Origin of the sequence: Paenibacillus silvae (assembly GCF_014639235.1) — a bacterium.
Lineage (GTDB): Bacteria > Bacillota > Bacilli > Paenibacillales > Paenibacillaceae > Paenibacillus > Paenibacillus silvae.
Map to the genome: position 1 here is coordinate 22,095 of NZ_BMFU01000010.1, position 24,457 is coordinate 46,551.

Annotated in this window: 26 protein-coding genes; 7 read left to right on the forward strand and 19 right to left on the reverse strand. The window is 47.5% G+C overall.

Translation table 11 applies throughout. The annotated features are described in order from the left end of the window. Nucleotides 1-112 precede the first annotated feature (112 nt). Both IEW26_RS23920 and yyaC read right to left on the reverse strand, forming a co-directional pair. Entirely contained in the window at nt 113-904 is a 792-nt protein-coding gene (locus IEW26_RS23920; RefSeq protein ID WP_188594200.1) for an alpha/beta hydrolase, read from the reverse strand. 60 nt (nt 905-964) lie between these two features. Beyond that, entirely contained in the window at nt 965-1,522 is a 558-nt protein-coding gene (gene yyaC, locus IEW26_RS23925; RefSeq protein ID WP_229730003.1) for a spore protease YyaC, read from the reverse strand. A gap of 231 nt (nt 1,523-1,753) precedes the next feature. Between yyaC and IEW26_RS23930 the strand changes: the two genes are divergently transcribed. Next, complete coding sequence (locus IEW26_RS23930) at nt 1,754-1,975, forward strand: DUF1128 domain-containing protein (RefSeq protein WP_123065974.1); 222 nt, start codon at nt 1,754-1,756, stop codon at nt 1,973-1,975. Nucleotides 1,976-2,151: 176 nt separating this feature from the next. On the opposite strand, the gene IEW26_RS23935 is transcribed toward IEW26_RS23930, so the two are convergent. Next, the gene (locus tag IEW26_RS23935) at nt 2,152-2,889 is read right to left on the reverse strand and encodes a pirin family protein (RefSeq protein ID WP_188594201.1); all 738 of its coding nucleotides are present in this window, start codon (nt 2,887-2,889) and stop codon (nt 2,152-2,154) included. 150 nt (nt 2,890-3,039) lie between these two features. Beyond that, the gene (locus IEW26_RS23940; RefSeq protein WP_188594202.1) at nt 3,040-4,044 is read right to left on the reverse strand and encodes an asparaginase; all 1,005 of its coding nucleotides are present in this window, start codon (nt 4,042-4,044) and stop codon (nt 3,040-3,042) included. 226 nt (nt 4,045-4,270) lie between these two features. Between IEW26_RS23940 and IEW26_RS23945 the strand changes: the two genes are divergently transcribed. From IEW26_RS23945 to IEW26_RS23955, 3 genes are all read left to right on the forward strand, one after another. Further along, a complete protein-coding gene (locus tag IEW26_RS23945) occupies nt 4,271-4,978 on the forward strand; it encodes a phosphatase PAP2 family protein (protein WP_188594203.1) in 708 nt (235 codons plus the stop codon). Between the two features lie 114 nt (nt 4,979-5,092). After that, entirely contained in the window at nt 5,093-5,500 is a 408-nt protein-coding gene (locus tag IEW26_RS23950) for a YtxH domain-containing protein (protein ID WP_145406039.1), read from the forward strand. Nucleotides 5,501-5,594: 94 nt separating this feature from the next. Next, on the forward strand, nt 5,595-5,960 hold the full coding sequence (locus IEW26_RS23955; protein ID WP_145406038.1) for a DUF5665 domain-containing protein: 366 nt from the start codon (nt 5,595-5,597) through the stop codon (nt 5,958-5,960). Nucleotides 5,961-5,983: 23 nt separating this feature from the next. Here IEW26_RS23955 and IEW26_RS23960 read toward each other — a convergent pair whose 3' ends face one another. From IEW26_RS23960 to IEW26_RS24010, 11 genes are all read right to left on the reverse strand, one after another. Beyond that, on the reverse strand, nt 5,984-7,003 hold the full coding sequence (locus tag IEW26_RS23960) for a magnesium transporter CorA family protein (RefSeq protein WP_229730004.1): 1,020 nt from the start codon (nt 7,001-7,003) through the stop codon (nt 5,984-5,986). Between the two features lie 144 nt (nt 7,004-7,147). Continuing rightward, nucleotides 7,148-7,921, reverse strand: coding sequence for a sigma-70 family RNA polymerase sigma factor (locus IEW26_RS23965; protein ID WP_111268407.1), 774 nt, complete (start codon nt 7,919-7,921; stop codon nt 7,148-7,150). Continuing rightward, a complete protein-coding gene (gene rsbW / locus IEW26_RS23970; RefSeq protein ID WP_145406036.1) occupies nt 7,918-8,370 on the reverse strand; it encodes an anti-sigma B factor RsbW in 453 nt (150 codons plus the stop codon). The genes IEW26_RS23965 and rsbW overlap by 4 nt, the downstream gene beginning before the upstream one ends. Nucleotides 8,371-8,388: 18 nt before the next feature. Beyond that, nucleotides 8,389-8,727: an STAS domain-containing protein gene (locus IEW26_RS23975; RefSeq protein ID WP_110898366.1), complete on the reverse strand. Its 339-nt coding sequence runs from the start codon at nt 8,725-8,727 to the stop codon at nt 8,389-8,391. Between the two features lie 87 nt (nt 8,728-8,814). Next, the gene (locus IEW26_RS23980) at nt 8,815-10,491 is read right to left on the reverse strand and encodes a hybrid sensor histidine kinase/response regulator (RefSeq protein WP_188594204.1); all 1,677 of its coding nucleotides are present in this window, start codon (nt 10,489-10,491) and stop codon (nt 8,815-8,817) included. Between the two features lie 16 nt (nt 10,492-10,507). Beyond that, nucleotides 10,508-11,380 (reverse strand): CheR family methyltransferase, encoded by an 873-nt coding sequence (locus tag IEW26_RS23985; protein ID WP_188594205.1) that lies wholly within the window; start codon nt 11,378-11,380, stop codon nt 10,508-10,510. A 69-nt stretch (nt 11,381-11,449) separates the two neighbouring features. After that, nucleotides 11,450-15,175 carry a response regulator gene (locus tag IEW26_RS23990; protein ID WP_188594206.1) on the reverse strand — a complete coding sequence of 1,242 codons (3,726 nt, stop codon included), beginning with the start codon at nt 15,173-15,175 and terminating at the stop codon, nt 11,450-11,452. Then, nucleotides 15,172-16,341, reverse strand: a complete 1,170-nt coding sequence (locus IEW26_RS23995; protein WP_145406033.1) for a PP2C family protein-serine/threonine phosphatase — start codon at nt 16,339-16,341, stop codon at nt 15,172-15,174. Before IEW26_RS23995 ends, IEW26_RS23990 begins: the two co-directional genes overlap by 4 nt. A 349-nt stretch (nt 16,342-16,690) precedes the next feature. Further along, nucleotides 16,691-17,035, reverse strand: a complete 345-nt coding sequence (locus IEW26_RS24000) for a YflT domain-containing protein (RefSeq protein ID WP_188594207.1) — start codon at nt 17,033-17,035, stop codon at nt 16,691-16,693. Nucleotides 17,036-17,129: 94 nt separating this feature from the next. Then, nucleotides 17,130-17,666 (reverse strand): hypothetical protein, encoded by a 537-nt coding sequence (locus IEW26_RS24005; protein WP_229730005.1) that lies wholly within the window; start codon nt 17,664-17,666, stop codon nt 17,130-17,132. A gap of 68 nt (nt 17,667-17,734) precedes the next feature. Next, nucleotides 17,735-18,238 carry a DUF948 domain-containing protein gene (locus tag IEW26_RS24010; RefSeq protein ID WP_188594209.1) on the reverse strand — a complete coding sequence of 168 codons (504 nt, stop codon included), beginning with the start codon at nt 18,236-18,238 and terminating at the stop codon, nt 17,735-17,737. A gap of 220 nt (nt 18,239-18,458) precedes the next feature. Between IEW26_RS24010 and IEW26_RS24015 the strand changes: the two genes are divergently transcribed. Both IEW26_RS24015 and IEW26_RS24020 read left to right on the forward strand, forming a co-directional pair. After that, entirely contained in the window at nt 18,459-18,623 is a 165-nt protein-coding gene (locus IEW26_RS24015) for a DUF1328 domain-containing protein (RefSeq protein ID WP_090924476.1), read from the forward strand. Between the two features lie 377 nt (nt 18,624-19,000). Next, a complete protein-coding gene (locus tag IEW26_RS24020; protein ID WP_188594210.1) occupies nt 19,001-19,513 on the forward strand; it encodes a hypothetical protein in 513 nt (170 codons plus the stop codon). 104 nt (nt 19,514-19,617) lie between these two features. Here the strand turns inward: IEW26_RS24020 and IEW26_RS24025 are convergent, their stop codons facing one another. Further along, a complete protein-coding gene (locus IEW26_RS24025; protein WP_145406030.1) occupies nt 19,618-20,505 on the reverse strand; it encodes a cation diffusion facilitator family transporter in 888 nt (295 codons plus the stop codon). 301 nt (nt 20,506-20,806) lie between these two features. On the opposite strand from IEW26_RS24025, the gene IEW26_RS24030 reads away from it, so the two are divergent. After that, the gene (locus IEW26_RS24030; RefSeq protein WP_111268396.1) at nt 20,807-20,995 is read left to right on the forward strand and encodes a hypothetical protein; all 189 of its coding nucleotides are present in this window, start codon (nt 20,807-20,809) and stop codon (nt 20,993-20,995) included. 123 nt (nt 20,996-21,118) lie between these two features. Here the strand turns inward: IEW26_RS24030 and IEW26_RS24035 are convergent, their stop codons facing one another. The 3 genes from IEW26_RS24035 to IEW26_RS24045 form a co-directional block, all read right to left on the reverse strand. Further along, a complete protein-coding gene (locus IEW26_RS24035) occupies nt 21,119-22,744 on the reverse strand; it encodes an ABC-F family ATP-binding cassette domain-containing protein (protein WP_111268395.1) in 1,626 nt (541 codons plus the stop codon). 381 nt (nt 22,745-23,125) lie between these two features. Beyond that, nucleotides 23,126-24,172 carry an MBL fold metallo-hydrolase gene (locus IEW26_RS24040; protein ID WP_188594211.1) on the reverse strand — a complete coding sequence of 349 codons (1,047 nt, stop codon included), beginning with the start codon at nt 24,170-24,172 and terminating at the stop codon, nt 23,126-23,128. An 80-nt stretch (nt 24,173-24,252) separates the two neighbouring features. Beyond that, entirely contained in the window at nt 24,253-24,453 is a 201-nt protein-coding gene (locus IEW26_RS24045; protein WP_111268393.1) for a hypothetical protein, read from the reverse strand. Nucleotides 24,454-24,457: the final 4 nt, after the last annotated feature.

The following is a 24,457-nucleotide window of genomic DNA, read 5'->3' on the forward strand; positions in this document are numbered from 1 at the left end:
CAAACGAAGCCCCGGCTTGTCCATATCAACGGACAAACAGGGGCTTCTATGGACACTTGGGTTCCTTATCATGTTTTGGGGCATCCGCCCAATCGTTGGAACAATCTTATACTCAGTCAGATAAATCTGCCATGAATTGTTTAATTACCTGAATCAACTCTTCTGGTGCTTCGTACATGCTCATATGTCCTGCACCTGCAATTGTAGCCTGTACAATATGCGGCTTGTCACTTGTAAAGGTACGCTCAGGTGGAATAAGTCCGTCTTTCTCTCCTGCCACAAGCAGTACAGGCATCGGCGCTGCCGACAACACATCGCGTCGATCCGTACGCTCACGCATGGCGAGCGCTGCTCCGATTGCACCTTGGGGTGCAGTCTTGTAACCGATCTCTTTGACACGATTCACATGAGCAGATAGTGATTCCACATGCTCCGGTGCAAACAGGCCTGGCACCAGTCCATCCACAAAATTCACGATGCCCTCAGACTGAATGGTCGATACTGCTCGCAAACGTTTCTCCTTCGCCTCGTCACTGTCCGGGAATGCTGTCGAATGGATCAGACCAAAGGCATTCAAGCGCTCCGGGTGATGCTGTGCAATCGCCAGCGCAATATATCCCCCCATGGAATGCCCCAGAATGACGGCTTTCTCTACTTCCAGCTCATCCAGCAGCTGCACTACATCATTGCCCATCTGTTCAATCGTGTAGCTGCCAACCGGTGCATCCGTTTTGCCGTGTCCACGCAGATCAGGTACGATACAACGATAGCTGCGGGCCAGCTCCGGCACCACTTCATCCCAATAGGATGAACTGCCGCAGAATCCGTGAAGCAGCACAAGTGCTTCTCCCTTACCCTGCTCGGCATAACAAATCGTCGTTCCATCACACATCACTTTTTCCATATTAATCCCTCTCTCTGCGCGAATGTAATAGTTCAGGTTGTATATTATTAAGCATTCAGCTCATGAATGAAACGCTTCCCGGGAATTCCAGGCCTCACATACCGCATCAGCCAGAACTCGGGACATCTCCATCACCAGATACAGTGAAGTCATCTGTAAAATGGAATATGGCCTTGGTCCATTCACATTCACTACAGCAGCCACGCTGTATTTTCCTACCGGAGGCAAACTACCGCCGACCGCTTCCGCAGGAAGCAGTGCTTCCTCCGACACATAGTATGTCCCGGCGGCATTTTTCGGGCCCAAACATGCATCGATTGCAATCACGGCATGGTGTGCCGGGATAGACGCCAGCTTTTGCGCAAAGGTATCCGCATCACAAGGAGACGCCAATGTGCCGATCACATGAGGCATACCGCGTTCCTCCAGCAGAGTACCTGTCATCGGGCCAAGCGCATCCCCGGTCGAACGATCGGTACCAATACACAGAAACGTAATTTCGTCCGGGGTATGCCGCTGTATGATTTTTTTGAAAAAAAGAGCAAGCTGGTCTCCAGGTATGCCTCTGCGCATGCCCCGGGTCTGCTGCCGGACCAGTTCCCGTTTGTATACAGCCAAACTTGACTGCCTCCCTTCCCGCTATGGCACACTGTCATTTCTGACAGGCTTCAGCGCTGTCTTTGCTTCCAGTAAGTAACCCCGCTCTATTCTCACATTGTAACCGATGCATGGTATCCCCGCAAAATCATTGGCTTGTGCCCTTCTAGTCATGCTACAATAACAGGAGTTTCCGTTTGGAAAAAGGATCAGATCAACCCATCCCCGGAGATGGAAAGGATGAAGTGAACGATGGATTTAACACAAGCAACAGCAGAAAACATGGAATATATGATTGAAGCGATCAAAACCAAACTGCGGATGGCCAGCGGCGCGGCAATGCAAGCTTCAGCATTTCCACTTGAGAAATATGAGGATCTGCAGGATTTATACGAGATGGTGATGAGCAAAGAGCACCTGAGCATCTCCGAAGTGGAGGCCGTTGCTTCCGAACTGGGTAAGCTGCGTAAATAAGCGTTGACTTGAAGATTACCCTGCATCCGACAAAGCTCACAATCAAAAAAAGGACTTGTCTTGCATCAGCATACTGATACAGGACAAGTCCTTTTTGGCTATTCCCTATTTCCTATTTCCTGTTTACTTGTTTCTTATTTCTTGTTCCAGCCTTGTATTTCGCCATGCTCTTGACTTTAAGGCAGATCAATCAGTACAAATTCAGCTGGCTCGCTGCCTGCGCTTGTCATCTGCAGATCACAGCTTTTGCGAATTCTGGCGGCATCACCCGGCTTGAGATCAAAATTGCCATCCAAGCACTGGAGTTCGAGATGACCGTTCATCAGAAAGAGATGGGTACGGCGCTCCTCATGCTGGGGAAACATTAATTTTTTGCCCGACTCCAGCTTGGATAGATAACAGGTTACGTCCTGAGCGATACGCAGACCATTCTCGTTCAAACTCTCATTCGCTCGATCTGATGTGCCTGATACCATCGGATACAGGCGGTTCAAATATGCATCTTCTTCTATTTTACGATAAGCATAGGATGGCTTCAGCTCTCGATGAGAGGGAAGAAACCACATCTGCAGAAAACGTACCGGCTCATCCTCAGACGGGTTCGTTTCCGAATGCTCCACGCCCGTGCCTGCACTCATAACCTGAGCCGTTCCCGCCTCCAGCAGCTGTTCTGTACCCATGCTGTCCACATGCTTGAGTGTTCCTGATATCACATAGCTGACAATTTCGAGATTATGATGTGGATGTTTCTTAAAGCCTTCCTGCGGCATCAGCGTGTTGTCATTATGAGCTAACAAACATCCGAAATGGGCGTTGCTAGGGTCCTCATAATCTGCAAAAGAAAAGCTGAATTCACTGTGTATCCAGCCCCGATCCGACGTGTGTCTTTCTTCCGATGTCACTACTTTAATCATATTCATCCACCTCCAGGGGATTGGAACTGCCTTGCAGCAGTATTCCATGCGTGTTTAGAATTTTATAGATCAATACCAATTGGTATGTGATTTTTACCCGGCGCCCGGTTATTCTAATCACGTTCCTTCTAAAGGTTACTCGCTATCTAATCATGAGTTCAGCACAAATTCACTGTCCATATGTCCGACAAGCGTGCCTGCATCATTACGAATACCAGCAGGAAATGCTTCGGCCAGCCTTGCAATGGTTGCTTTGTTAGCATATCCGATCTGCTCCAGAATCGATTGTGCGATAGAAGCCCATTCTTCCTCGGAGCCGTCCAGCACTTTAAACGTGATGCCAAGTCTCTCTTTTTTCAGCGCAAAACCAAACACACCCTTAAATCCACCCTTGGCTACAATGTTATCGTCCTCCAGCAGCACGGAATCCACCCGGTTCGTACCACCCACCATCAGCGGATGCTGGTTCATTGCCGCAGTGATTGTTTCTACAGCGGTACGTGTCGGTGCATCGGCAATCAGATCAGGGCAAGCCAGCTTGAGGTATGCACTTGCCAGTGCAGACAGCGGCAGCGAAAATACCGGAAAGCCGCAGCCATCCGTCCCAAGCTGAATATCTGTTACTTCAATACCTGCCAGACCTGCCAGCGTGTGAAGTATTTCCTGCTGCACGGGATGATGCGGCTCGGCATAACTGCTCAGATCAAGCTGTTTCATCTGGCTGTAGCCCAGAATGCCGAGGTGTTTCCCCGAGCAGTTGTGCAGCATACGGCGCTTCTCTCCTTGGGCGCGCAGCCAGTCGTTGCGGCTCTCTTCATTTAACGGATAACTTGGTGCACAGATCAGACATTCCTCGCCAAGTCCGATTTTGCCAGCCAATTGTGCCAGCACCCGGATATGCTCCGGTTCAGAGCGATGGGATGATGCCATGATGGCAATCTCCTGCGGCTCCAGATTATAGTGGTGGTCAATGCCGGCACGAATACCCGGAATGGCTTGAAATGGTTTCGCAGATGATCGGGTAAAAGCTCTGAAATGAGGATCACCAGCCGAATATACAACACGACCATGCTCATCTGTAATACATATATGTCCGTAGTGGGCACATTCCATCACACCAGCACGGTATTCTTTAACTAACAGCGCACTCTCCATGCGACTTTCTCTCCTTTATATTGCCAAATTCTTGTACATGCAAGTCGATGTCAACTTACATATACACTCCCGAATTTATCTCTGCTTTGCGTCACGGCGCCGCATGGGATATCCTCATTAGTATAGTACAAAAACGACACTTTTACAGTTTTTTCGACAGACCTTTTGGGTAAAACATGATCAGTTTTCATAATGCACCACACTTTCGTTGAAGGAGATACGATTGATGCTACGAAATTCTAAACCTCTCTCATCTGATCCGCAACAGGGCGTCCCTGTCCCTATACAGCCTTTACTGAAATATACACTGCTTGCTTCTCTTCTCAGTACAGCGATGGTTTTATTATTGGCAGGTATCGGGGTATGGATGGGACCAGATCGCATTTTGACGCTGGACGAACGGATTCAGCAGCTGTTCTACCTGAATTCGGAAGCTCGCCTGCTCCTGCTGCCCTATACTTCATGGATCACTGCACTCGGTTCTTTCAAAATATCGGTCTTAGCGGCAGCAGGCTTCGCCCTGATCTGCTTTGTACAGCGACGTCCCCGAGCGACGATCTATGGCTATGTGATCTGTACAAGCTTTGCGATGATGTGGATGCTGAACACCTTACTAAAAGAAATCTTCCGAAGAAGCCGGCCCGAGCTGGAGCATCTGCTTGCTGCCCACGGTTATAGTTATCCCAGTGGTCATGCCATGATTTCCATGGGCTTCTACGGTATGCTTTTTGTGATCTGGGCTTTGGAGTGGAGGCAACACAGGCCCCTCCAAAGATGGCTTCCAGTGATACTCGGTATCTTCTTTATTGTCTTTATCGGTCTTAGCCGAATTATGCTGGGGGTTCATTATCCTACAGATGTACTTGCAGGATTTGCATCCGGTCTTGTCTGGGTGATATGTTTGTTGCAGGGCATCAAACAAGCAGGCCGATAACCGATTCCTTCATTTTCCAGTTTATTCATCCGGCATTTCGTTGTTTCACCGAAGGACACAGCGTTTATATACGAAGTAAGTAAACACGAACAGAACATTAAGGAGTGATTAAACATGAATAAAGCAGAAGAACAGTATCCAGTACAAAGCGGTTCGACATTCGCCAAAGGTCTTTTCATCGGAGGATTGCTGGGCGCTGCGGCAGCCCTGCTCTTCGCCCCTAAACCAGGACGCGAGCTGCGCGGTGACCTTTCTGAAAAAGTAAACCTGGTAACGGATCGTACGAAAGAAGTGGCAACGGTTGTTGGAGATAAAGCTTCCGAGCTTGCCAAAACGGTGTCAGCCAAAACGTCCGATCTGGCTAAAACGGTAAACCAAGGTCGCAATGACGTCATGGATTCTGTAAAAAAAGCATCTGCTGATGTTGCGGAAGAAGCTTCCCGTGCATCTGAAGAAGTGGCTGCTGCTTCCGTAGAAGCGAAGGAAGATGCACGTAAAGAACTGAACTCAACCAGCTTGTAAATTGCTCTTACAGAGTCTAGCAATACATAGCCAGCTGCAAGCAGCTGGCTATTTATTATCCTGAACATATCCTGAGCAGACGGAGGAGAGGTACATGAGTAAAGTCACAATGAACGGAAACACCCCCATCACAGGAGCACCTCCAGCACAGCAGTATGACATCAATGAACATCCTTTTGAGCTAAGGCACGAGGTCAAACGGCTGAATACACGCCTTGATCAGATTGCTGACAGTCTGGAGAGAGCGCAGATCAAAGATATCATCGAAAATTACAGCAATCCCAAAAAACGTATCATCACCAATTTCACCGCAGGTATGGCTCGAGGACTTGGATTAACCGTAGGGACGTTTGTCGTACTTGGTTTACTCGCCTTTATTCTTAGTCAGTTCGTTAACATGCCCATCGTGGGCCAGTATATTGCCGACCTGCTTGGTTACATCGAAGATTACAAAAAATAAAAGAGGAACCGCCCGGTCTGTGACTATCGCGGTTCCTCTTTTCCTTTGTCCCGGTTCCCCTGTGCGGAGGACTGGGAAGATTTCACTTTTAACAGATCTCCTGTCCATCCTTTCATCATCATCCACAGGTACATACCGAGCATGCTGAGCAGGATCAGCACAATAACAAGCACCACGCCCCATGTCTTGTCGATCAGAGGTAAATTCTCAAAGTTCATACCCCAGATCGCCCCTGCTGCTGTAGCCGGAGTGAACACGGACGTTACAATCGTCAATGTTTTCATAATTTCGTTGCCACGGACTCCCGATATCGCATTGTCGATCGAAATAAGGGTATCAATCTCTTTTTCATAATGCTGGAACAGACATTCCATCCGCTCGACACGGTACTGAAGCTGCTGGTAGAAACGATTCTTTGTAATCTCCTGAAGGTAAGCCTCCTTGGAAGCTGCCATTAATTCGGAATAAGGAATAAACAGATTACTCCAGTACAGCAGTTCAAACCGGGCCGCCAGAATCTGATCCATTAATGTACGTGCATTACGGCTCTCCATCTTGCGCTCCAGATCACGCAGGTTCATCTCAAAATGGTCCATGCCCACATGGTAATAATGCAGAATAGCCCGAAACAGCACAAACATGCCTTCATTGGCCTGAGTACACTGCTGCAGTATGTGAACACGTTCGCCCGTTTTCATGATCTCTCTTGTGTTATCATCCAGATTAAGGGTAACCAGATGATGGCGATCAACGTAAAAGAACATCTGATTTCCTCTCCGGGTATCCTCCCTCTCGTTTTTCACCGCATATAATAAGGAACCAAAAATCACGGCTTCTGTTCCATTTACATAACGTACCGACAGATAATTCGATTCGACCTCCGGTATTTTACGCAGCCAGTAATCCATATCAGGAAACGCCTTTGCCAGATCATCAATCGTACGTTCCATACTGCTGGCATCGGGCGCGACCCAATCCCACCACTGCCAACCCTCTGAACAGAATAACTGATCACGACGGGCCTCACGTTCCATTTGCTGCATTTGATTTTCCTCCTGGACACATGTTTTCTGTCCTTTGCCGGGTCATGCGACCCGTCTGATGAATTCAAAAAAGGACACGTATGCATTCCAGCGCAATACCGTGTCCTTATCAAGCCGTATTCAGGCAACTATAAATATGATAGATCATAGCAAGGAAGCGTTAGACATAATCTGCTTCAATTTTTCCGTAGCACGCTTTTGAATCCGGGATACACTCATCTGCGACACGCCCAGCTTCTGCGCAATAGCTCGCTGTGACTGTCCATCCTGAAATGCTAAAATAAGTACTTTCTGCTCTTGTTCCTTCAGCTGTCCCAATGCCTGCTGCAGATCCATCCGTTTTTCAACCGAATCGAAGTCATTGACATCTGCGCTGATCAGCTCGCCTAAGGTCGCTGCACTATCATCCTGGGATAATGGAGAATCCAGTGATACATAGTGATAACATTCGCGGCCAGCGAGAACCTCAATCGTCTCCTCCGGTGACAGATCAAGATACTCGGCAATTTCGTTAACACCGGGTGAACGCTCCAGCTTCACCGTTAACTCATCAATGGCATGCTGCACCAATGCGCCTTTTTCCTTGATCCTTCTTGGCACTTGAATGTACCAGGATTTATCGCGAAGATAGTTTTTCATATGGCCAATCATGCTTTTCATCGCATACGGTTCAAACGGAATCCCCAGATTAATATCGTATTGCTTCAGCAACCGAATCAAAGCCATCTGGCCGGTCTGATACAGATCCTCATACAGATCGGGTCGATTCCGGGCAATTTTACCCGCTGCCATTTTGACCATCGGTTCATATTTACGGATAAGAACGGTTGCGATCTCGTTATCCTGTGTTTGCTGGTATTCCCAGATCAAACCGATCGCTTCAGACATGGACTCTGGGGGAGTCACTTTTTCATTCATACTTTCTCCTCACTTTTGGCAAGACGTTTTACGAGTACTACTTTCGTACCTTTGCCCGTCTCACTTTCCACACTGACATCGTCCATCAGGGCTTGCATGAGATAGAATCCCAAACCGCCGATCTGAGCGTCTGTCAGCTCTTTGTCATGAAGGCCGGAACGTGATACTGCCGGGTTCACATGCTCGAAGCTGGCACCCTCGTCCTTGACAGTGATCGCAAGCGACTCGCCATTCACTTCAAATACAACTTCAACCATGCCGCCTTCATGGGAGTAGGCATATAATACGGAGTTGTTACAGGCTTCCGACACAGCAACCTTCATATCCTCAATGTCTTCGTAAGAGAATCCCATTTTGGACGCAACACCATACAGATTAAGTCTTACAATATCCACATATTCAGCTGTCGCCGGTAAATTAAGAGTCACTCTTTGAACTTCTGCATTCATTCCTTTTTCGATCCTTTCCTATTGGGAATTCTTCTGTGTAACAAAGAATTTGGCTATACCCGTCATATCAAAAAGTTTCTGAATTTGCGCAGGAACTTCCTGTACTTCAAAGCGAGCTTCCATTCCATGTCTGGCCTTGAGAACAGATAACAGGATACCAATCCCTGTGCTATCGATGTACTTTAATTCTTTCATGTTAATGATGAGGTCCTGCTCCTTATTATCCACCAGTGGTTCCATTACCAAACGGAAGTCAGGAGCAACCGACAAATCCAGCTCGCCAGTCAGATACACTGTGCATACACCGTCATGTGTCTCGGTTCTTGCATTGAATTTTTCATTTTTATTTGTATTCATTAGACATCTCTCTCCTGATCATTGGTTTCCTTACCTTATAACCCAACTTACGGGCAAGTGAATCAGAAAACAAAACTGGTAAAAGTTTCAATTCGCCTGATTCATCGCTGAACCGCCTGGATTCACGACCTGACGTTTCTTCTGAAAATGTGCAAGCTTCTGTTTGACACTGCCCATCTTCACCGGCTTGCTGATATAATCATCCATTCCGGCTTCTGTACAGCGCTGCTGGATGCCTTCCATCACATTAGCCGTCATCGCAATAATAACAGGCTGCAGCTGCTGGGGTACGGTCTCACGTATGCGCTTCGTGCATTCCAGACCGTCCATTACCGGCATCTGTAAATCCATAAATACAAAATCATACTGTGACGGACTTGCCTTCACCATATCCAGCGCCTTCTGACCATCCTCCGCAATATCGGAGAGCAGCCCCAATTTGTGCAGCATGATCGCCATCAACTTCTGATTGATCGGGTGATCATCCACAATGAGCACGGTTGGATGCTGGCCCTCGTTCTCCACATCTGTTACATTCTCTTCACCGTTCCTCTGCACCAGTTCCGCTTCAACAAAACGCTTGGCCTGAATGGTGAATACAAACGTTGCCCCTTGTTTCTCCGAGGTGTCAAGATAAATCTGTCCACCCATCATTTCAACCAACGTTTTGCATATCGCCAGACCAAGGCCTGTTCCACCGTATTTTCGGGTCATGGACGTATCGAGCTGGGAGAAGGGCTGGAATAAACGATCTACCTTATCTGACGCGATACCTATTCCGGTATCCTTCACGGCAAATTCCAGAGACATGCTGCCTCCCGCCTCCTCCTTCACCGATACAATCAGGTATACACCGCCGTGATCCGTAAATTTGACTGCATTGGCAATCAAATTCAGCAGCACCTGGCGAAGCCGGGCCATGTCCCCGTAGATTAATTCTGGCACAGAATCCTCAAGGAAATAATCCAGCTCCAGATTTTTCTTGCCTGCCTCTGCAGCGAACAGCCCAAGCACTTCACGGATACAGCACACCAGCTCAAACGGGTGCTCCTCCAGCTCCATTTTTCCAGACTCCATCTTGGTAAAATCAAGAATGTCATTAATTACAGTAACGAGTGCATCCGCACTTCGGCGAACGATATCGACATACTCCTTCTGATCTTCCTTCAAGTCGGTTTCCATCAGCAGATCAACCATGCCAATAACTCCGTTCATCGGTGTACGGATTTCATGGCTCATCATCGCCAGGAATTCGGTTTTGGCATTAGCCGCAATTTCGGCTTCTTCCTTGGCCTGAACGAGCTGCTGGTTGATCTTCTCCAGCTCCTGTGTCTTCTGATGAAGCAGCATCGTCTGGGTTTTCAGCCTTTTGTTCGAGAGGAACATCTCTACGAAACCTTCAATTTTGGACTTTAAAATCTGGGGGATAAACGGTTTGACCATATAATCAATAGCCCCCGCTGAATAACCGGCAAACAAATGCTCAGCCTCCCTGCTGTTCGCAGAGATGAAAATGATAGGCACATCCTTCGATTTGTCCCGTGCCTTGATTAATTTTGCTGTCTCAATCCCGTCCATCCCAGGCATCTGCACATCAAGTACAATGACCGCAAATTCATCCTTGAGCAAACAACGGAGTGCCTCTTCTCCAGAAGTCGCCTTGACGAGTTTGTACTGTTCGGATTCCAGAACCGCCTCCAGCGCAAGCAGGTTCTCAGGGCGGTCATCTACCAGTAATATGTGGATTGGTTCATTGAGCCCCATAGCTAAGCCTAACCCCCTATTTGATCTTCCGGTATATTTTTTCGGTTCGGTCTAATGGCTCATAGGCATCACTGAATTCTGTAAAATGAATGGATTCTTTGGACCCCAGAACGAGTATACCGAAATGGCTCAAGCTCTCATGAAACAGCCCGTGCACATGGTTTCGCAGCTCATCATTAAAATAGATCATGACGTTCCGGCAAAAAATGACGTTAAACTCATTAAATGACCGATCTGTTGCCAGGTTATGCTCGGCAAAAATAATATTTTTCTGCAGAAACGGGTGAAATATAACGGAATTATACTTCGCTGTATAGTATTCGGAGAAGGCTTTGGTGCCCCCTGCCTCCAGATAGTTCGTTGTAAATAACTTCATTTTCTCAATGCCGTACACGCCTTCTTTGGCCTGCTGCAGTGAACGATCATTCATATCTGTTGCGTAGATTCGCGCCTTGTCATACAGCCCTTCCTCATGCAGCATAATCGCCATGGAATACACTTCTTCACCTGTAGAGCAGCCTGCATGCCAGATCCGGATGTATGGATAGGTTCTCAGAATCGGAATGATCTTTTCCCGAAACATGCGGAAAAGCGATGGGTCGCGAAACATTTCCGTTACAGGAATAGACAGGTTCTGCACAAACCGTTCAAAGGATGAACGGTTGTGCAGCACCTTCTCCTGCAGCCCGGATATGGTTTTCACACCTTCTGCATGCGCATAATGCCAGATTCTTCGTCTCAGTGATGGCAGCGCATAATTCCTGAAATCATACCCATATAAACGATGCATTCCTTCCAGCAGCAATTCAATCTCGATCAGTTCGCGCTCTTCCTCTTGCGGTACACGGACTGAATCTGCTCCCGTCTCGTTAGGTTCCCACGGTGTCATAGCTTCTCTCCACTTCATCATTGGTTACTTGCGTATTCGTTATTGTCCTTCATTACCCAAACAATCCACTTACGAATACAGCCATACCCGCATTAATGACAATAATTGATCCGTTTGAATCGGTTTCTTCACATAATCGGATGCTCCGGCCTCGATACACTTGCTGCGGTCTTCTTTCATCGCCTTGGCCGTAAGTGCTATAATCGGCAGCTTCTCAAACCTTGGATTCTGCCTGATCCGGGTCATCGCTTCATAACCGTCCATCTCTGGCATCATCATGTCCATAAGCACGAGATCAAATTCAGGATTGTTCTCTAGTGCTTCAAGCGCTTCACGGCCGTTCTCGGCAAACGTGACATCCATCCGATATCCCTCAAGCACACTGGATAACGCAAACACATTCCGAATATCGTCATCCACAAGTAAAATCTTCTTGCCTTCAAACAAGGTTTCTTTATTGTGCAGCTTCTGCAAAATGCGGCGCTTGTCTTCTGGCAGGTTAGCCTCTACCCGATGCAAGAACAAGGTAGTTTCATCCAGCAGACGTTCCGGCGACTTCACATCTTTGATAATGATCGATTCTGCATATTTGCGAAGCTTCAGCTCTTCCTTGGAATCCAGCTCTTTGCCTGTATAAATAATAATTGGCAGATCATTCAAATATTCATCGTCACGAATCTGGTCCAGCAGCTCAAAGCCGGTCATATCCGTCAGCATCAGATCCAGCACCATACAATCGTAACGCTGGCTGTGCAGCTCATTTAGTGCTTCCTGGCCCGTTGAAACGGCAGTAATCGCAACATCATCATGACCGATTAATTCAATGATTGCTTTACGCTGAATCTCGTCATCCTCCACAATGAGCAGACGTTTCAACTGATTGGCGGTATAGGATTCGATATGTGAGAAAGCTTTATCCAGTGAATCCTTGCTGGAAGGTTTCTTCAGATATGCAATGGCTCCCATCATCAATCCCTGCTTCATATCATCAACAACGGAGATGACATGCACCGGAATATGACGTGTCACCGAGCTGCTTTTTAACTCCCCAAGAATGGTCCATCCGTCCATCACGGGCAGCTGAATATCCAGAATGATGGCATCTGGCAAATATTCACGAGCCATCTCCAGGCCGATATCTCCTTGCAGAGCAACCAGTGCCTTGAAGCCTCTTCCTCTCGCCATATCCATCAAAATTTGCGCAAACTTCACATCATCTTCAATAATCAGCAGTGTTTTGTCGCCTTCCATCAGATGCTCCAGATCATCCTTGATTCGGGCTTGCTCTGAATGGCGAGCTGGGGTTAGATGGGATACCCGGCTGCGTTCCGGATCAGGAGCGAGAATGGATTGATGAGACGAGCGCTCGGTTGCCATGTAGGACTGCTGCTCCTGATATGGCTCCGAAGAGACCGCCGCTTCCCGGGTCGCTTCTTCCTCCGCCAGCTCGGCTTCTTCATGATTATCAGGCAGGAACAGCGTAAAGGTGCTTCCGACCCCTTCCGAGGATTCCACCTGTATAGCTCCGCCAAGCAGGCGTGCCAGCTCACGGCTGATGGACAAGCCAAGACCAGTCCCCCCATATTTACGGCTGGTGGTACCATCCACCTGCTGGAACGCTTCAAAGATCAGATCTGTTTTATCTGACGGAATGCCAATCCCTGTATCTTTGATGCTGAAGCCGAGATAGTCCTGATTCGTATTCAGATATCCAGGCAGCTCATCCGGCTTCATTCGCCGTGCATTCAGCGTCACCGAACCACGGTTTGTGAACTTGAATGCGTTCGACAGCAGATTGCGTAAAATTTGCTTTACACGATGACTGTCTGTATAGACCCAATCCGGCAGTGAAGTGTCAAAATCAATATGGAGGTCCAGTTCTTTCTTGTTCGCCATCGGCCCAAAGTTCTGAGTAACAAAGCTCGTCAGCTCATCCATGCGTACCATCTCATAATTGATATCCATCTTGCCCGCGTCCACTTTCGACAAGTCCAGGATTTCGTCAATCATTTTGAGCAGGTCGGCTCCCGACATATAAATGGTTTGCGCATATTCCTGCTGCTTGCTGCTGAGATTGCCATCCTTGTTCTCCGACAATAATTGAGACAATATGAGCAGACTGTTCAGCGGCGTTCGCAGTTCATGCGACATATTGGCCAGAAATTCCGACTTGTACTTGCTGGTCATCGACAACTGCATGGCCTGCTGTTCAAGCTGTGTCTTTGTTTTCTCAATTTCATCATTTTTCTCTTCCACTTCCCGAACCTGCTCTTCCAGCGCCCGGGTCTTGGCTATCAATTCGGTATTAAAATGCTCCAGTTCCTCCTGTTGACGCTGCAGCAGTTCTTCGGACTTTTTCAGTGCACCTGTCTGTTCCTCCAGGTTCTCATTGGAGCGACGCAATTCTTCCTGCTGTGTCTGCAGCTCCTCGGACTGCACTTGCAATTCCTCGGTAAGGGCCTGAGACTCCCGCAGCAGCTCCTCGACACGCAGACGCCGCCGCACATTGTTAAGAATGACACCCAAATTCATAATGAGCTGAGCAAACAGCTGTTTATGAAGCTCACTGAATCCTTCGAAGGAAGCCAGTTCAACGACACCAATCAACTCGTCTTCAAACACTACAGGGTAGATCATAATGCCGGCAGCCCTTGACGAGCCAGAAGCCGAACCGATGCTTACATAATGATCAGGAGTGTGATCCAAAACAATCGGACTCATGTCCAGCGCCGCTTGACCAATCAAACCTTCCCCGACTCGATAGACTTCTCGGCCAAGTTCTCCATTCTCTTCAAAAGCATAGGAACCGTAACGTCTCAGTTCATCCGGATGCTTTTCCTCGTCGATCAGATACACCACACCCAGCTGAGCACCAAGCACAGGTGTAAATTCACTGATAAACATCTGGGAAATTTGACGAATGGATCCGATGCCCCGGAGCAATTCAGGCACTCTTGCAATGTTGGAGCTCATCCAATTCTGATCCTGCTGGGCCTGTACATAGGCCTTCTCGATCTCCTGCTTCTCTTGCAGATCGTTCGAAACGTCCTTGAACACGGACGCGATTTGACCGATCTCATCTGTGGACTTGATCTGAATTCGCTGAATTGTTTTATATCTGCCTTTGCCAAAACTCGTAATCATCATAGATACCGTATTCAAACCGCGTGTAATACTCGGAAGCACCCACAGGATTACCCCAAGGGCAAGCAGCAAGCCGGCAACCATCATACTCGTCGTAATCTGGACCGCTCGGGTATACGCTTCATTGGCAGACTTGATCTCGGCATCAATCTCCTGATCCTGATAACGGGAGAGCGCGTTCAAGCTATCTACCGCTTCTTTCTGCACGGCAAGTCCTGTGGAATTGCGATAGTTGTTCGCATCCTGCACCCGATTTTGCGCCATCAGACTGACGATTCTGTTGGCATAATTCGTATAGGCATCCCATGCATTGTTAACACGATCTACAAGCTGATGCTCAGAGGCGGTATCTGCACGGTCTCTCACCTGCTCCAGATATCCAGCGCCCTTTTCCTTCATTTCTTTCAGATCGCCTTCTGCTGCACTGATGGAATTGGTCGGATTAAGCAGCAAGTTAGCGAGCACTTTGGCAATATCATTGACTTCTCCCCGTGCCGCAGAAGTAAAGCGCACTTTCATATAACGCTCCTGATACATCTGGTCAATCTGCTCATTACTGCTGTTCAGCCGTTCATAACTTACAAAGGTAAGAGCAATTAAAATGACCATCAAGGCGGTAAAACCAATCAGCAGTTTATTCCTGATTTTCATTCAGCTTCCGCCCCTTTATCCAGAGTAATCCACACCAGACATTTATCATCATCACGTTCGGGATTCAAATCATCGTTAAAAAACAGCTGCTGCATTGCTTCTTCGTTCCATTCATGCGAGCCCTTCAATTGTTCGATCAGAAATTCCAGCTGCTGCTCCTGATCTCCCTGTACCGCCTCAAGCAATCCATCCGTATAAAGTGCAATATGTCCATCCCCTTCATAATGAATGGTCTGTGGTTCAATATCCATTTTATCGAACAGCCCTACAGGACAGCATACGCTGTCAAACGAGGTCACACTGCCGTCACTGCGGAAAAATAAAGCTGGCGGATGCCCCGCATTCACATAATCAATGCGTTTCATCCGGGTATCCACAACCAAGTAGATGGCAGTAAAATAATACTGTACCAGTTGTTTACCGAGATGCAGCTGATTGAAGCGCCGATTCAGCTCCTGAATGACCTTCTCCGGGTCTACATAAGTGGTTACCGTATCCTTGAGCACAGATGCGATAAACATGGTGAACAGAGAGGACGATATGCCATGCCCCATCATATCCAGCAGCAATACGCCATAACGTCCTTCTCCGAGCGGATACCACGAATAGAGGTCACCTGCCAGCTCGAAGGACGGTTTGTAGATGGCATGCACCTGGAACAATGGATCTTCAATCGCATGGCTCAGCACCGCGTTCTGTACCATTGCTGCCAGCTTCAGCTCATCCTGTATGCGCTGGTCGCGCTCCTTATGCCAGTCTTTCTCCTGCTTTAAGCGTAAGGCCAATCGAATTCGTGCCATCAGCTCCACTTTGTTAATTGGTTTTGTTACATAATCAGATGCACCTGCATCGAGCGCTTCCGCCAGCTTTTTGGAATCGCCGATGGCAGTCACCATAATAATCGGGATATCCTTCAGATTTTCGAATTTCTGCACAATACTGCATGCCTCAATGCCATCCATCTCGGGCATCATCATATCCAGCAAAATCAGGTCAATATCCGACGGCTGGGGACGCAATTCGCTAGCTTCCTCACCAATCCCCAATATTTCGAACATCTCCATTGCCGAGCTTGCTGTCACAATATCGCGATAGTTTTCCTTTTTCAAAATTTCTCGAATGATAATGACATTCGTCGGATTGTCGTCAACAATAAGTATTCTCATTTGTTTCTCCTTATCTGTGGCGTCCGGGTTTGTCGATAATTATGCATTCAGCGAACAACCTTATTTATACAAATTTTGCGTTCAAAGTGGCAGTAGACATAATAATTCATAGTATAACTATACGGATAGAACCATGAAACTTCTATTCACAAATCACACCAGCAAGGGGCATTTTCTTCCATGAAACATTTGTTTTTGCATTGTTACAGCCCCGCCTTCAAACTTGCAAAAACATAGATAAGGAATGGGGGTAAACCCCATTCCTTATCTATGTTTTTGATTAAGCCCTTACGGAAGGGTTCCGCAAGACGTTCACTTCGTTCTTAAACCTGCTGCCAGGTTTGAAGGTTCAATCTTTCTTTTTGGCAATCACCAGCACCTTGCCTTTATCCAATTCACTTTCGTAGAAATCAGCCTCGGCTTCGGTGAAACCCATCGATACAATCTTGGCCCGAAGTTCGTCACCGCGTGAGCGGAACAGATTCGCCATGGAATCAAACACCCCTTCTTCCTTGATACCAATCTCTTTGGCATCTGCAGTATCTGCAATGCGATCTGTACGATCCTTCTCATGGGCAAGTACGAAGATATGATCAGCCAAGTATCCAGTAGTTTGCAGCTCTTTCACCGCTTCTACTGCCTGAACTCCGTTTTCTACCACCTTAGCATAAGCTTGCGCGTTGGTTGAATTCATCGTTTCCACTCTCCTCTGATTGATCTTCTTTATCGAGCTCTTATAGTATATAACCATACTATTTTGTATTGAAACGGAAGTCGAATGATAGATGTCAGGAAACTGTGTCATCAAATAAATCAATACCCCTAATCTCGCTTGAGCCCGGTTTCATATACACTTTGATCGCATAATGACCGCGAAGGTATACTTCGCCATCCTCCGCGACATAATGAGGTTCGCCAAGCGCTTGATGAATGGCGTCAATCTGCATCGGCAGTACAGTGCCGTTCAAGCTCCAATGCTCTTGGAAGCCCTCCACATGTACATACTGAATCATTCCAGTATCTTCGCATATTCCAACTTTTACATCATCAAAATGATATTCATCGCATCCCAAGTACGGGTCCTCTTTGATCGCGGATGGCTGACCCATTCGGGCCAGCAATTCATTCTTCCTCTCCTCCAGTGAGACACCATTCAGAGTCCGGAATTGCTCGTACGTCTCGGAACGATCATTCGCCGATGTAATCTCCGGCATCTGCTCCTCCATTACCGTCCATTGCAAGTCATGAGCAGCAGGTGGCGCTGCCGGTTGAACGGAAAAGGGAGAAATTATGCTAAACACCGTCACTAACAGTAGTTCCATCATGTTTCTCACCCTTTCATCAGGTTCATCACCGCTCTGAAGGTTTCACCAGCATTCAGCAAACGGTCATGTTATTTACGCAGCCGCTGCCATACGTTGGCCGCAATATCCACATATCCCATCCAGTTCTTCCCGCCTTTGGCTTCATCATGATATGTAGCATCATAAGATTGCAGCGTACGCTCTGTTTGCGTTGCAGGTGGCGCCGTCACATGACTGGATTGAGCTGCTTTGTCTGCTTCTGCTCGCTTCGTCTGAAACTTGGTCATCAGTGTGCTGGATACCTGCTTGGCTGCTGCCGTCACTTCACTGAGCACTTCTCCCAGATTCTCAACCGATTCCAGAACCGGATCAATCTTTTTGATTTTGTGCTGTACATCAGCAGTGATATCATTGGCATGTCTTACGGTCTGCTTTACTTCATAACTAAGCTCGTCTACGGTTTTTTGCACTTCTTGCAGTGTGCGGGATACGTTGTCCAGTGAGCCCTGAGCCGCTTTCAGGGTGCGGATTAAAAAGAAAACCAGTACAGCAAATGCCACTGCAATCAGGGCCACGCTAAGTTGATAGATCATACAAAAACCTCTCTTTCCATAGTTGCGTGCGGTTTGGTTATTGCTTTAGTACCCGGGCATTTACCGGGCGAAACAAAAGAAGAGTGTTCCCGGGATTCCGTCTAGAAGAAGAAAAATCCACCATGTTTCAACAGTTTCGACCCCGGTTAAGGTTAGACTACGCAGGGCAGTGAGACAGCATCGTTCACGCCAAAACAATATCACGAAAGGATGATCTCTCATGTTGAAATGGTCTGTTATTTTTCTGATTATTGCGCTGGTCGCTGGTATCTTTGGTTTCTTTGGCATTGTTGAAGCCGCAGCTTCCATTGCAAAAGTGTTGTTCTTTATCTTTGTTGTACTTTTTGTCATCTCCCTCATTACGGGAAGAAGCCGAATGCGATAAAGTCACTATTGCCTGATCTGAATCATGTGATTACATACAAAAGCCGATGATGCCTCCGGGTACGTCGGCTTTTGTTTGTTTACATGCAGGTAAACTTTCCTATTTTCTATATCTATGTATTACGCTCCCTCCTGCTTTATTCCAACATCAACCGCCGAAAACCCCTGAAAAAACAGGACTAAATTGACATAACAAGCCGGATTCCATGCCACGAAAGTATGATTTTTACAAGCCTGTTATATACCCGCAAATGCTCCAGTTGACTCTGGAGAAACAAAGAAAATATTGTTATAATTTGTGATTCATAGGCTAGGTTGCTTGGTTATTTTTAACACAGGACAACAAAAACTACATATCTAACCGAGGAGGAAAAACAAATGAAAAAAATCGTAAGTTTTGCCGCTGCTCTAACTTTGATGGGTTCCATGGCTGCCGCTGCGGGTGCAGAGGAAGCGGTTACGGGCACAGTAAACACAACATCCGGTACAGAAGCGACTTCAACTACACCAGCGGAAACAACTCCAGCTGTTGAAGTGAATAAACCTGCTGTAGAGACCGTTGAAGGCAAAGCAGAAACCGTGACTGGCACAACCGTTGATTCTACAGGTACTGAAGGCACTTCAACAACGACAGAAACACCATCCAATACAGACATCAAGTTTGAAGAGCCTCTTGTGAAACCAGGGGATGAAGTCACTGCACCAACAATGCTGCTGAACCTGCTGGAGCGCACCTGGTTCTATGATGCACCAAACGGCAAACCGATTGGCGCTCTGGGAGCTCAGATCGTTGATACAACAGGTGAGGTTGTTGACGGATTCGACGGCGGCGAATGGGTTCAAGTGTACACCTGGAAAGGCAAAGCTTGGATTCACGTTGCGATTCAATAATATCGTATAATCGTTTCTTATATAAGTAAAGAGGACAGCGCGTGTTGCGTCTGTCCTCTTTTTTAGATGTACACGTAATTGTTATATTTTCACGTTGAAAAAAATTATGTTGGTTGATGTGCCTCTTCGGTTCGAGGCTCCACATGCACGTGAACATGCATAATGTTGTGGGACCGTTTCAATCGTTCCTCTACCTGATCACAGATTTCATGTCCCTGCACCAGCGTTAATCTACCATCTACTTCAATGACCACATCCACCAGCACATGACTGCCATGCACACGCGCCTTCACATCCTTGATCATCTCGACACCGGGAACACGAGCAACGGTAGATCTTAAATCCGTTAGTTCTTTCTGATCAAAACCATCCGTGAGCAAATGGGTTGAATCACGGAAAATTTCCCAAGCTGTCTTACAGATCAGCAGGCCAACCAGAATTGCTGCTACTTTATCCAGCCAGGGCAGACCGAATTGAGCTCCAACAATGCCAAGTGCTGCTCCGATGCTTACCCAGGCATCAGAACGATTATCTTTGGCTGCCGCCAGCAAAGCCTGACTGTTAATCTTCTTGGCCAGACGGGAGTTGTAACGGTATACCCCCAGCATGACCACAGCACAGATCACGGCTACACCAGCTGCCCAGAGATTTGGAGCGGCATAATCACCTGCATACCAGGATCGAACTGCTTCGACCAATACCTGAAGTCCTACAACTGCCATAATAAATGAGGCAATTAATGCCGCGATCGTCTCTGCCCGAAAATGACCATAAGCGTGATCCGAATCCGGCGGTTTTTGCGATATGCGGAGACCGACCAGCACCGCAACGGATGCCACAATATCGGTAGCATTATTGATGCCGTCTGCGATCAAAGCGCTGGAAGCAAACAGATATCCACAAATGAGCTTAAATGCTGACAAAACGAGGTAAGCCGCAATACTGATCCAGGCCCCTCGCTCGCCTTTACGTATTTCTTCATATGCGTTCAAGCGGACGACACTCCTTTTCCTAATGCTTCTCACAAATCCAGTAACGGTTTAATCATGGTACCAAATGCAGATCATGTGGGTCTACAGAAACAGTGTTGCCAACCCACAGGGCTGTAGGGAAGCTGAAACAAAGTTTACAGAAGGCAGGGCTGTAGAGAATAAGAAACAATGTTGGCTTAGGCAAAACTGGTGGAAATCGGCATTTTATCAGGTTGCCCTTGTGAGGCCATTATAAAACGTATAAAATGAGTACATCCCGTCCAATTTGGACGGCTTACTGCACGACCGGGAGGGATATACAATGAGCGAAAATAAAGAACCAAAAAAGATCAGCCTGCAGGATGCCATCCGTCAGAAGCTGGCACAGAAGAAGGAACAGGCCAATTCCGGCGGCCAATCCGGTGCTTACTTTGAAGGCGGACCAAAGGCTATGAAAAGTCAGAACAACAAAAAGCCGAACAATCAGCGTCGCCGTACAGGCGGCTCTTAGGCTCAAGTCAATCTAACAGCTGTCATCTGAGCATGCATTGACAAAAAAACCGCAAGCCCTCCCTGGAGGACTTGCGGTTTTTGCTTGTTTTATTGATTTAAAACTTGAACTCTACAATAGAGCTTAAGCTTCTACCGGATACATTTTACTGCGCAGCTCTTTGATCTCTTCGCTTTCGAGATACTCATCGTAGCTCATCTGACGATCGATCAGACCTGTAGGCGTAATTTCAATAATACGGTTAGCAATCGTTTGAATGAACTGATGGTCATGGGATGTAAACAGCATGGTGCCATCAAAGTCAATCAATCCGTTATTCAGTGCGGTGATGGATTCGAGATCCAAGTGGTTCGTCGGCTCATCCAGAATGAGCACGTTCGCGCCAGTCTGCATCATTTTGGCAAGCATACAACGTACTTTCTCTCCCCCGGACAATACACTCGCCTTTTTCAAAGCTTCTTCCCCGGAGAACAGCATACGGCCCAGGAAACCACGCAGGTACGTTTCATCCTGATCTTTGGAGTATTGACGCAGCCAATCCACAAGGCTCATCTCTACACCATCGAAATACTTGGAGTTATCTTTCGGGAAATATGCCTGAGTTGTTGTTACTCCCCAAGTATATTCGCCGCTGTCAGCTTCTGCTTCACCCATCAGCACATCAAACAGCAGTGATTTCGGGTTGCCGTTCGGGCCAACAAAAGCGATTTTGTCACCTTTGTTTACCACAAAGCTGATATCGTTCAGCATGCTCTCGCCTTCAACCGCTTTGCTTAGACGATCCACAGTCAGCAATTGTTTACCCGCCTCACGCTCAGGCTTGAAGTTGATAAACGGATATTTACGGTTCGACGGACGAAGGTCATCCAGCGTAATTTTGTCGAGCTGTTTCTTCCGGGAAGTCGCTTGTTTGGATTTCGAAGCGTTGGCGGAGAAACGTTGGATAAAGGCCTGCAGCTCTTTAATTTTCTCTTCTTTTTTCTTGTTTGCATCCCGCTGCAAAGCAAGCGCCAACTGGCTGGACTCGTACCAGAAGTCATAGTTACCTACGTACAGCTGGATTTTACCAAAGTCGATGTCCGCGATGTGCGTACATACTTTGTTCAGGAAGTGACGGTCATGGGATACCACGATAACGGTACCTTCATAATCCATCAGGAAGTTCTCGAGCCATTGAATGGATTCGAGGTCCAAGTGGTTGGTAGGCTCATCGAGCAGCAGGTTGTTCGGACGACCGAACAAGGCTTGTGCCAGCAATACGCGGACTTTTTCGTTACCGCTAAGCTCTACCATTTTTTTGTCATGCATATCGCGGTCGATACCGAGACCAATCAGGAGTGCCGCTGCATCCGGCTCTGCATCCCAACCGTTCAGCTCGGCAAACTCACCTTCAAGCTCACCTGCACGCAGGCCGTCTTCTTCCGTAAAGTCTGCCTTCGCATACAGGGCATCCTTTTCTTTCATAATGGAATAAAGACGAGCGTGACCCATAATAACGGTCTCGAGAACCGGGTACTCATCATATTCAAAGTGGTTTTGCTTCAAAACGGCCATACGTTCGCCCGGGGTGATGTGCACCTCTCCCGAGTTGGCTTCAATCTCACCGGACAAAATTTTCAAAAATGTTGATTTTCCGGCTCCGTTCGCGCCGATCAAGCCGTAACAGTTGCCTGGCGTGAATTTGATATTCACATCTTCAAAAAGCGCACGTTTTCCGTAGCGGAGCGTGATGCCGCTTGTACTGATCATTAAGCATACCATCCTTTATTGGTTAATCTGCATACTGCATGAATAGCAGCCTGAGAGCATGTTTGTATCCATACACGTTCATGCTCGCCTGCTTCAATCATGGATTCAATATCCGATGCCTATTCTGGCACCATATTATAACACAAAAAAACGGCAAATTCGAAAATCAGCCGCTTTTTACGGATTAAAGTTTTGGTAAATATGCTGTTCATGCACGTATGTTTATAGATTACCATATCTGGCTGGCTTTTGTTAGCCCTGTTCAGTGATGTTCATCAAAATCTTTTTATGGCATTTCCTCTCTTGCTATATAAGTTCCACGAATAATTTTGTACAATCCACTCCGATGACATAACAACCTTCCAATCCGGCACGCTTCTTCTACTCATTAGCCTCATGCCGGATGCGCAAAGTCTCGCCATGTCCCAGCACACGAATCCGTTCCGCTGCAATACCGAGCCGTTTTCGTTCAGCTTCCAGCCGGTCCAGTGCCTCCTTCGGCGTGTCGTCCGCCAGCTTGAACGTTCCGTAATGCATCGGCACCATCAGCTGTGACTTCGTTTCGACGAAGCCCTGCAGCGCCTCTTCCGGTGTGACATGCTGGGACGTCATGAACCATTCCGGATCGTATGCCCCGATGGGCATCAGGGTTACGCCAATGTCGAAACGTTCTCCAATCGTCTTGAATTCTTTGAAATACCCCGTATCACCTACAAAATATACTACAGGCGGATAACCTTCTTGCAGCACTGATTCATCATTGTGGGCACGCTGCCCGTCAAGCACATCGTTAACCGATGTCTCCAGCGCAGCCGCGCTTTCTTCGGATGCTCGTACGGCGTGATTTGGCTCCAGTACATAACCACCCCAGTGGGACGTATTGGTATCAAATAACGTTCGGCGTGTCCAGTGCTGGGCAGGCACAAATGTAATTTTGACACCACCAAGCACGATATGCTCCCACCACTTCATCTCCTGACACCGGTGGAATCCCTTGCGGATCATTTTGCGTCTAAGGCCATCCGGCACGATCAGCAGTGTCTTCGCTGTAGCCAGCTTGCGTAGCGAAGACAGATGCAGATGATCATAATGAGAGTGAGAGATGAGGATCACGTCCAGTGGCGGTATATCCTGAATCGGAATGCCGGGGGCACCGAGCCTGCGTTGAAATCCCATTTTTTCCGCCCACACCGGGTCAGTCACGATGTTAAGCCCATAGTATTGGATGAAAAAAGTAGAATGTCCAATCCACGTTATCGTTGTTTCTTCCCGGTTGGCATGCAGGTAATCCAGCTCAGGCTCATGCTTGGGAACTTTGTAGGAATAGTCTTTTACCTTGCGGCGGCGCTGTTCTCTCCATTGCTTGAACTCTTTCAGCGTTTTGTCCGTGCTGACGTTGTCGATATTGTTATAACGAATTTTAGCCATGAAGGGGCCTCCTCCCTTCCTCAGATCTTATCATCAGATTACCCTCATCAGGCGTGGATCTACCACAAGTACTGTTGTAATCAATCCTGAGGATTTTTGCAAACCGCCATATATACAAACAAAAAAACGATGGCAGCCACCATAATCAGAGGCGGGGCGTACATAATGGTAAACGTCTCAAAGAAGCTCAGACCCGTGATGCCCGGAATTCCCCTGACCCCTTCTTCCTGCAGAAGAGGCCAGTGAACGATCCCGTTCAGAATGTTCGAAAGCAGAAACATAGCG

Bases quoted from the DNA above. Each gene is read 5' to 3' on its own strand.
- IEW26_RS24010 (WP_188594209.1), bottom strand. From the start codon at position 18,238: ATGATCTATCAACTTAGCGTGGCCCTGATTGCAGTGGCATTTGCTGTA.
- IEW26_RS23975 (WP_110898366.1), bottom strand. From the start codon at position 8,727: ATGAATACAAATAAAAATGAAAAATTCAATGCAAGAACCGAGACACAT.
- IEW26_RS24030 (WP_111268396.1), top strand. From the start codon at position 20,807: ATGAGCGAAAATAAAGAACCAAAAAAGATCAGCCTGCAGGATGCCATC.
- IEW26_RS23945 (WP_188594203.1), top strand. From the start codon at position 4,271: ATGCTACGAAATTCTAAACCTCTCTCATCTGATCCGCAACAGGGCGTC.
- IEW26_RS23955 (WP_145406038.1), top strand. From the start codon at position 5,595: ATGAGTAAAGTCACAATGAACGGAAACACCCCCATCACAGGAGCACCT.
- rsbW (WP_145406036.1), bottom strand. From the start codon at position 8,370: ATGAATGCAGAAGTTCAAAGAGTGACTCTTAATTTACCGGCGACAGCT.
- IEW26_RS24015 (WP_090924476.1), top strand. From the start codon at position 18,459: ATGTTGAAATGGTCTGTTATTTTTCTGATTATTGCGCTGGTCGCTGGT.
- IEW26_RS23995 (WP_145406033.1), bottom strand. From the start codon at position 16,341: ATGAGAATACTTATTGTTGACGACAATCCGACGAATGTCATTATCATT.
- IEW26_RS24045 (WP_111268393.1), bottom strand. From the start codon at position 24,453: ATGTTTCTGCTTTCGAACATTCTGAACGGGATCGTTCACTGGCCTCTT.
- IEW26_RS24000 (WP_188594207.1), bottom strand. From the start codon at position 17,035: ATGAATTCAACCAACGCGCAAGCTTATGCTAAGGTGGTAGAAAACGGA.
- IEW26_RS23980 (WP_188594204.1), bottom strand. From the start codon at position 10,491: ATGGGGCTCAATGAACCAATCCACATATTACTGGTAGATGACCGCCCT.
- IEW26_RS23950 (WP_145406039.1), top strand. From the start codon at position 5,093: ATGAATAAAGCAGAAGAACAGTATCCAGTACAAAGCGGTTCGACATTC.
- IEW26_RS23920 (WP_188594200.1), bottom strand. From the start codon at position 904: ATGGAAAAAGTGATGTGTGATGGAACGACGATTTGTTATGCCGAGCAG.
- IEW26_RS23990 (WP_188594206.1), bottom strand. From the start codon at position 15,175: ATGAAAATCAGGAATAAACTGCTGATTGGTTTTACCGCCTTGATGGTC.
- IEW26_RS23935 (WP_188594201.1), bottom strand. From the start codon at position 2,889: ATGATTAAAGTAGTGACATCGGAAGAAAGACACACGTCGGATCGGGGC.
- IEW26_RS23930 (WP_123065974.1), top strand. From the start codon at position 1,754: ATGGATTTAACACAAGCAACAGCAGAAAACATGGAATATATGATTGAA.
- IEW26_RS23940 (WP_188594202.1), bottom strand. From the start codon at position 4,044: ATGGAGAGTGCGCTGTTAGTTAAAGAATACCGTGCTGGTGTGATGGAA.
- IEW26_RS24005 (WP_229730005.1), bottom strand. From the start codon at position 17,666: ATGATGGAACTACTGTTAGTGACGGTGTTTAGCATAATTTCTCCCTTT.
- IEW26_RS24040 (WP_188594211.1), bottom strand. From the start codon at position 24,172: ATGGCTAAAATTCGTTATAACAATATCGACAACGTCAGCACGGACAAA.
- IEW26_RS24035 (WP_111268395.1), bottom strand. From the start codon at position 22,744: ATGATCAGTACAAGCGGCATCACGCTCCGCTACGGAAAACGTGCGCTT.
- IEW26_RS23985 (WP_188594205.1), bottom strand. From the start codon at position 11,380: ATGACACCGTGGGAACCTAACGAGACGGGAGCAGATTCAGTCCGTGTA.
- IEW26_RS23965 (WP_111268407.1), bottom strand. From the start codon at position 7,921: ATGAATGAAAAAGTGACTCCCCCAGAGTCCATGTCTGAAGCGATCGGT.
- IEW26_RS24020 (WP_188594210.1), top strand. From the start codon at position 19,001: ATGAAAAAAATCGTAAGTTTTGCCGCTGCTCTAACTTTGATGGGTTCC.
- IEW26_RS23960 (WP_229730004.1), bottom strand. From the start codon at position 7,003: ATGCAGCAAATGGAACGTGAGGCCCGTCGTGATCAGTTATTCTGTTCA.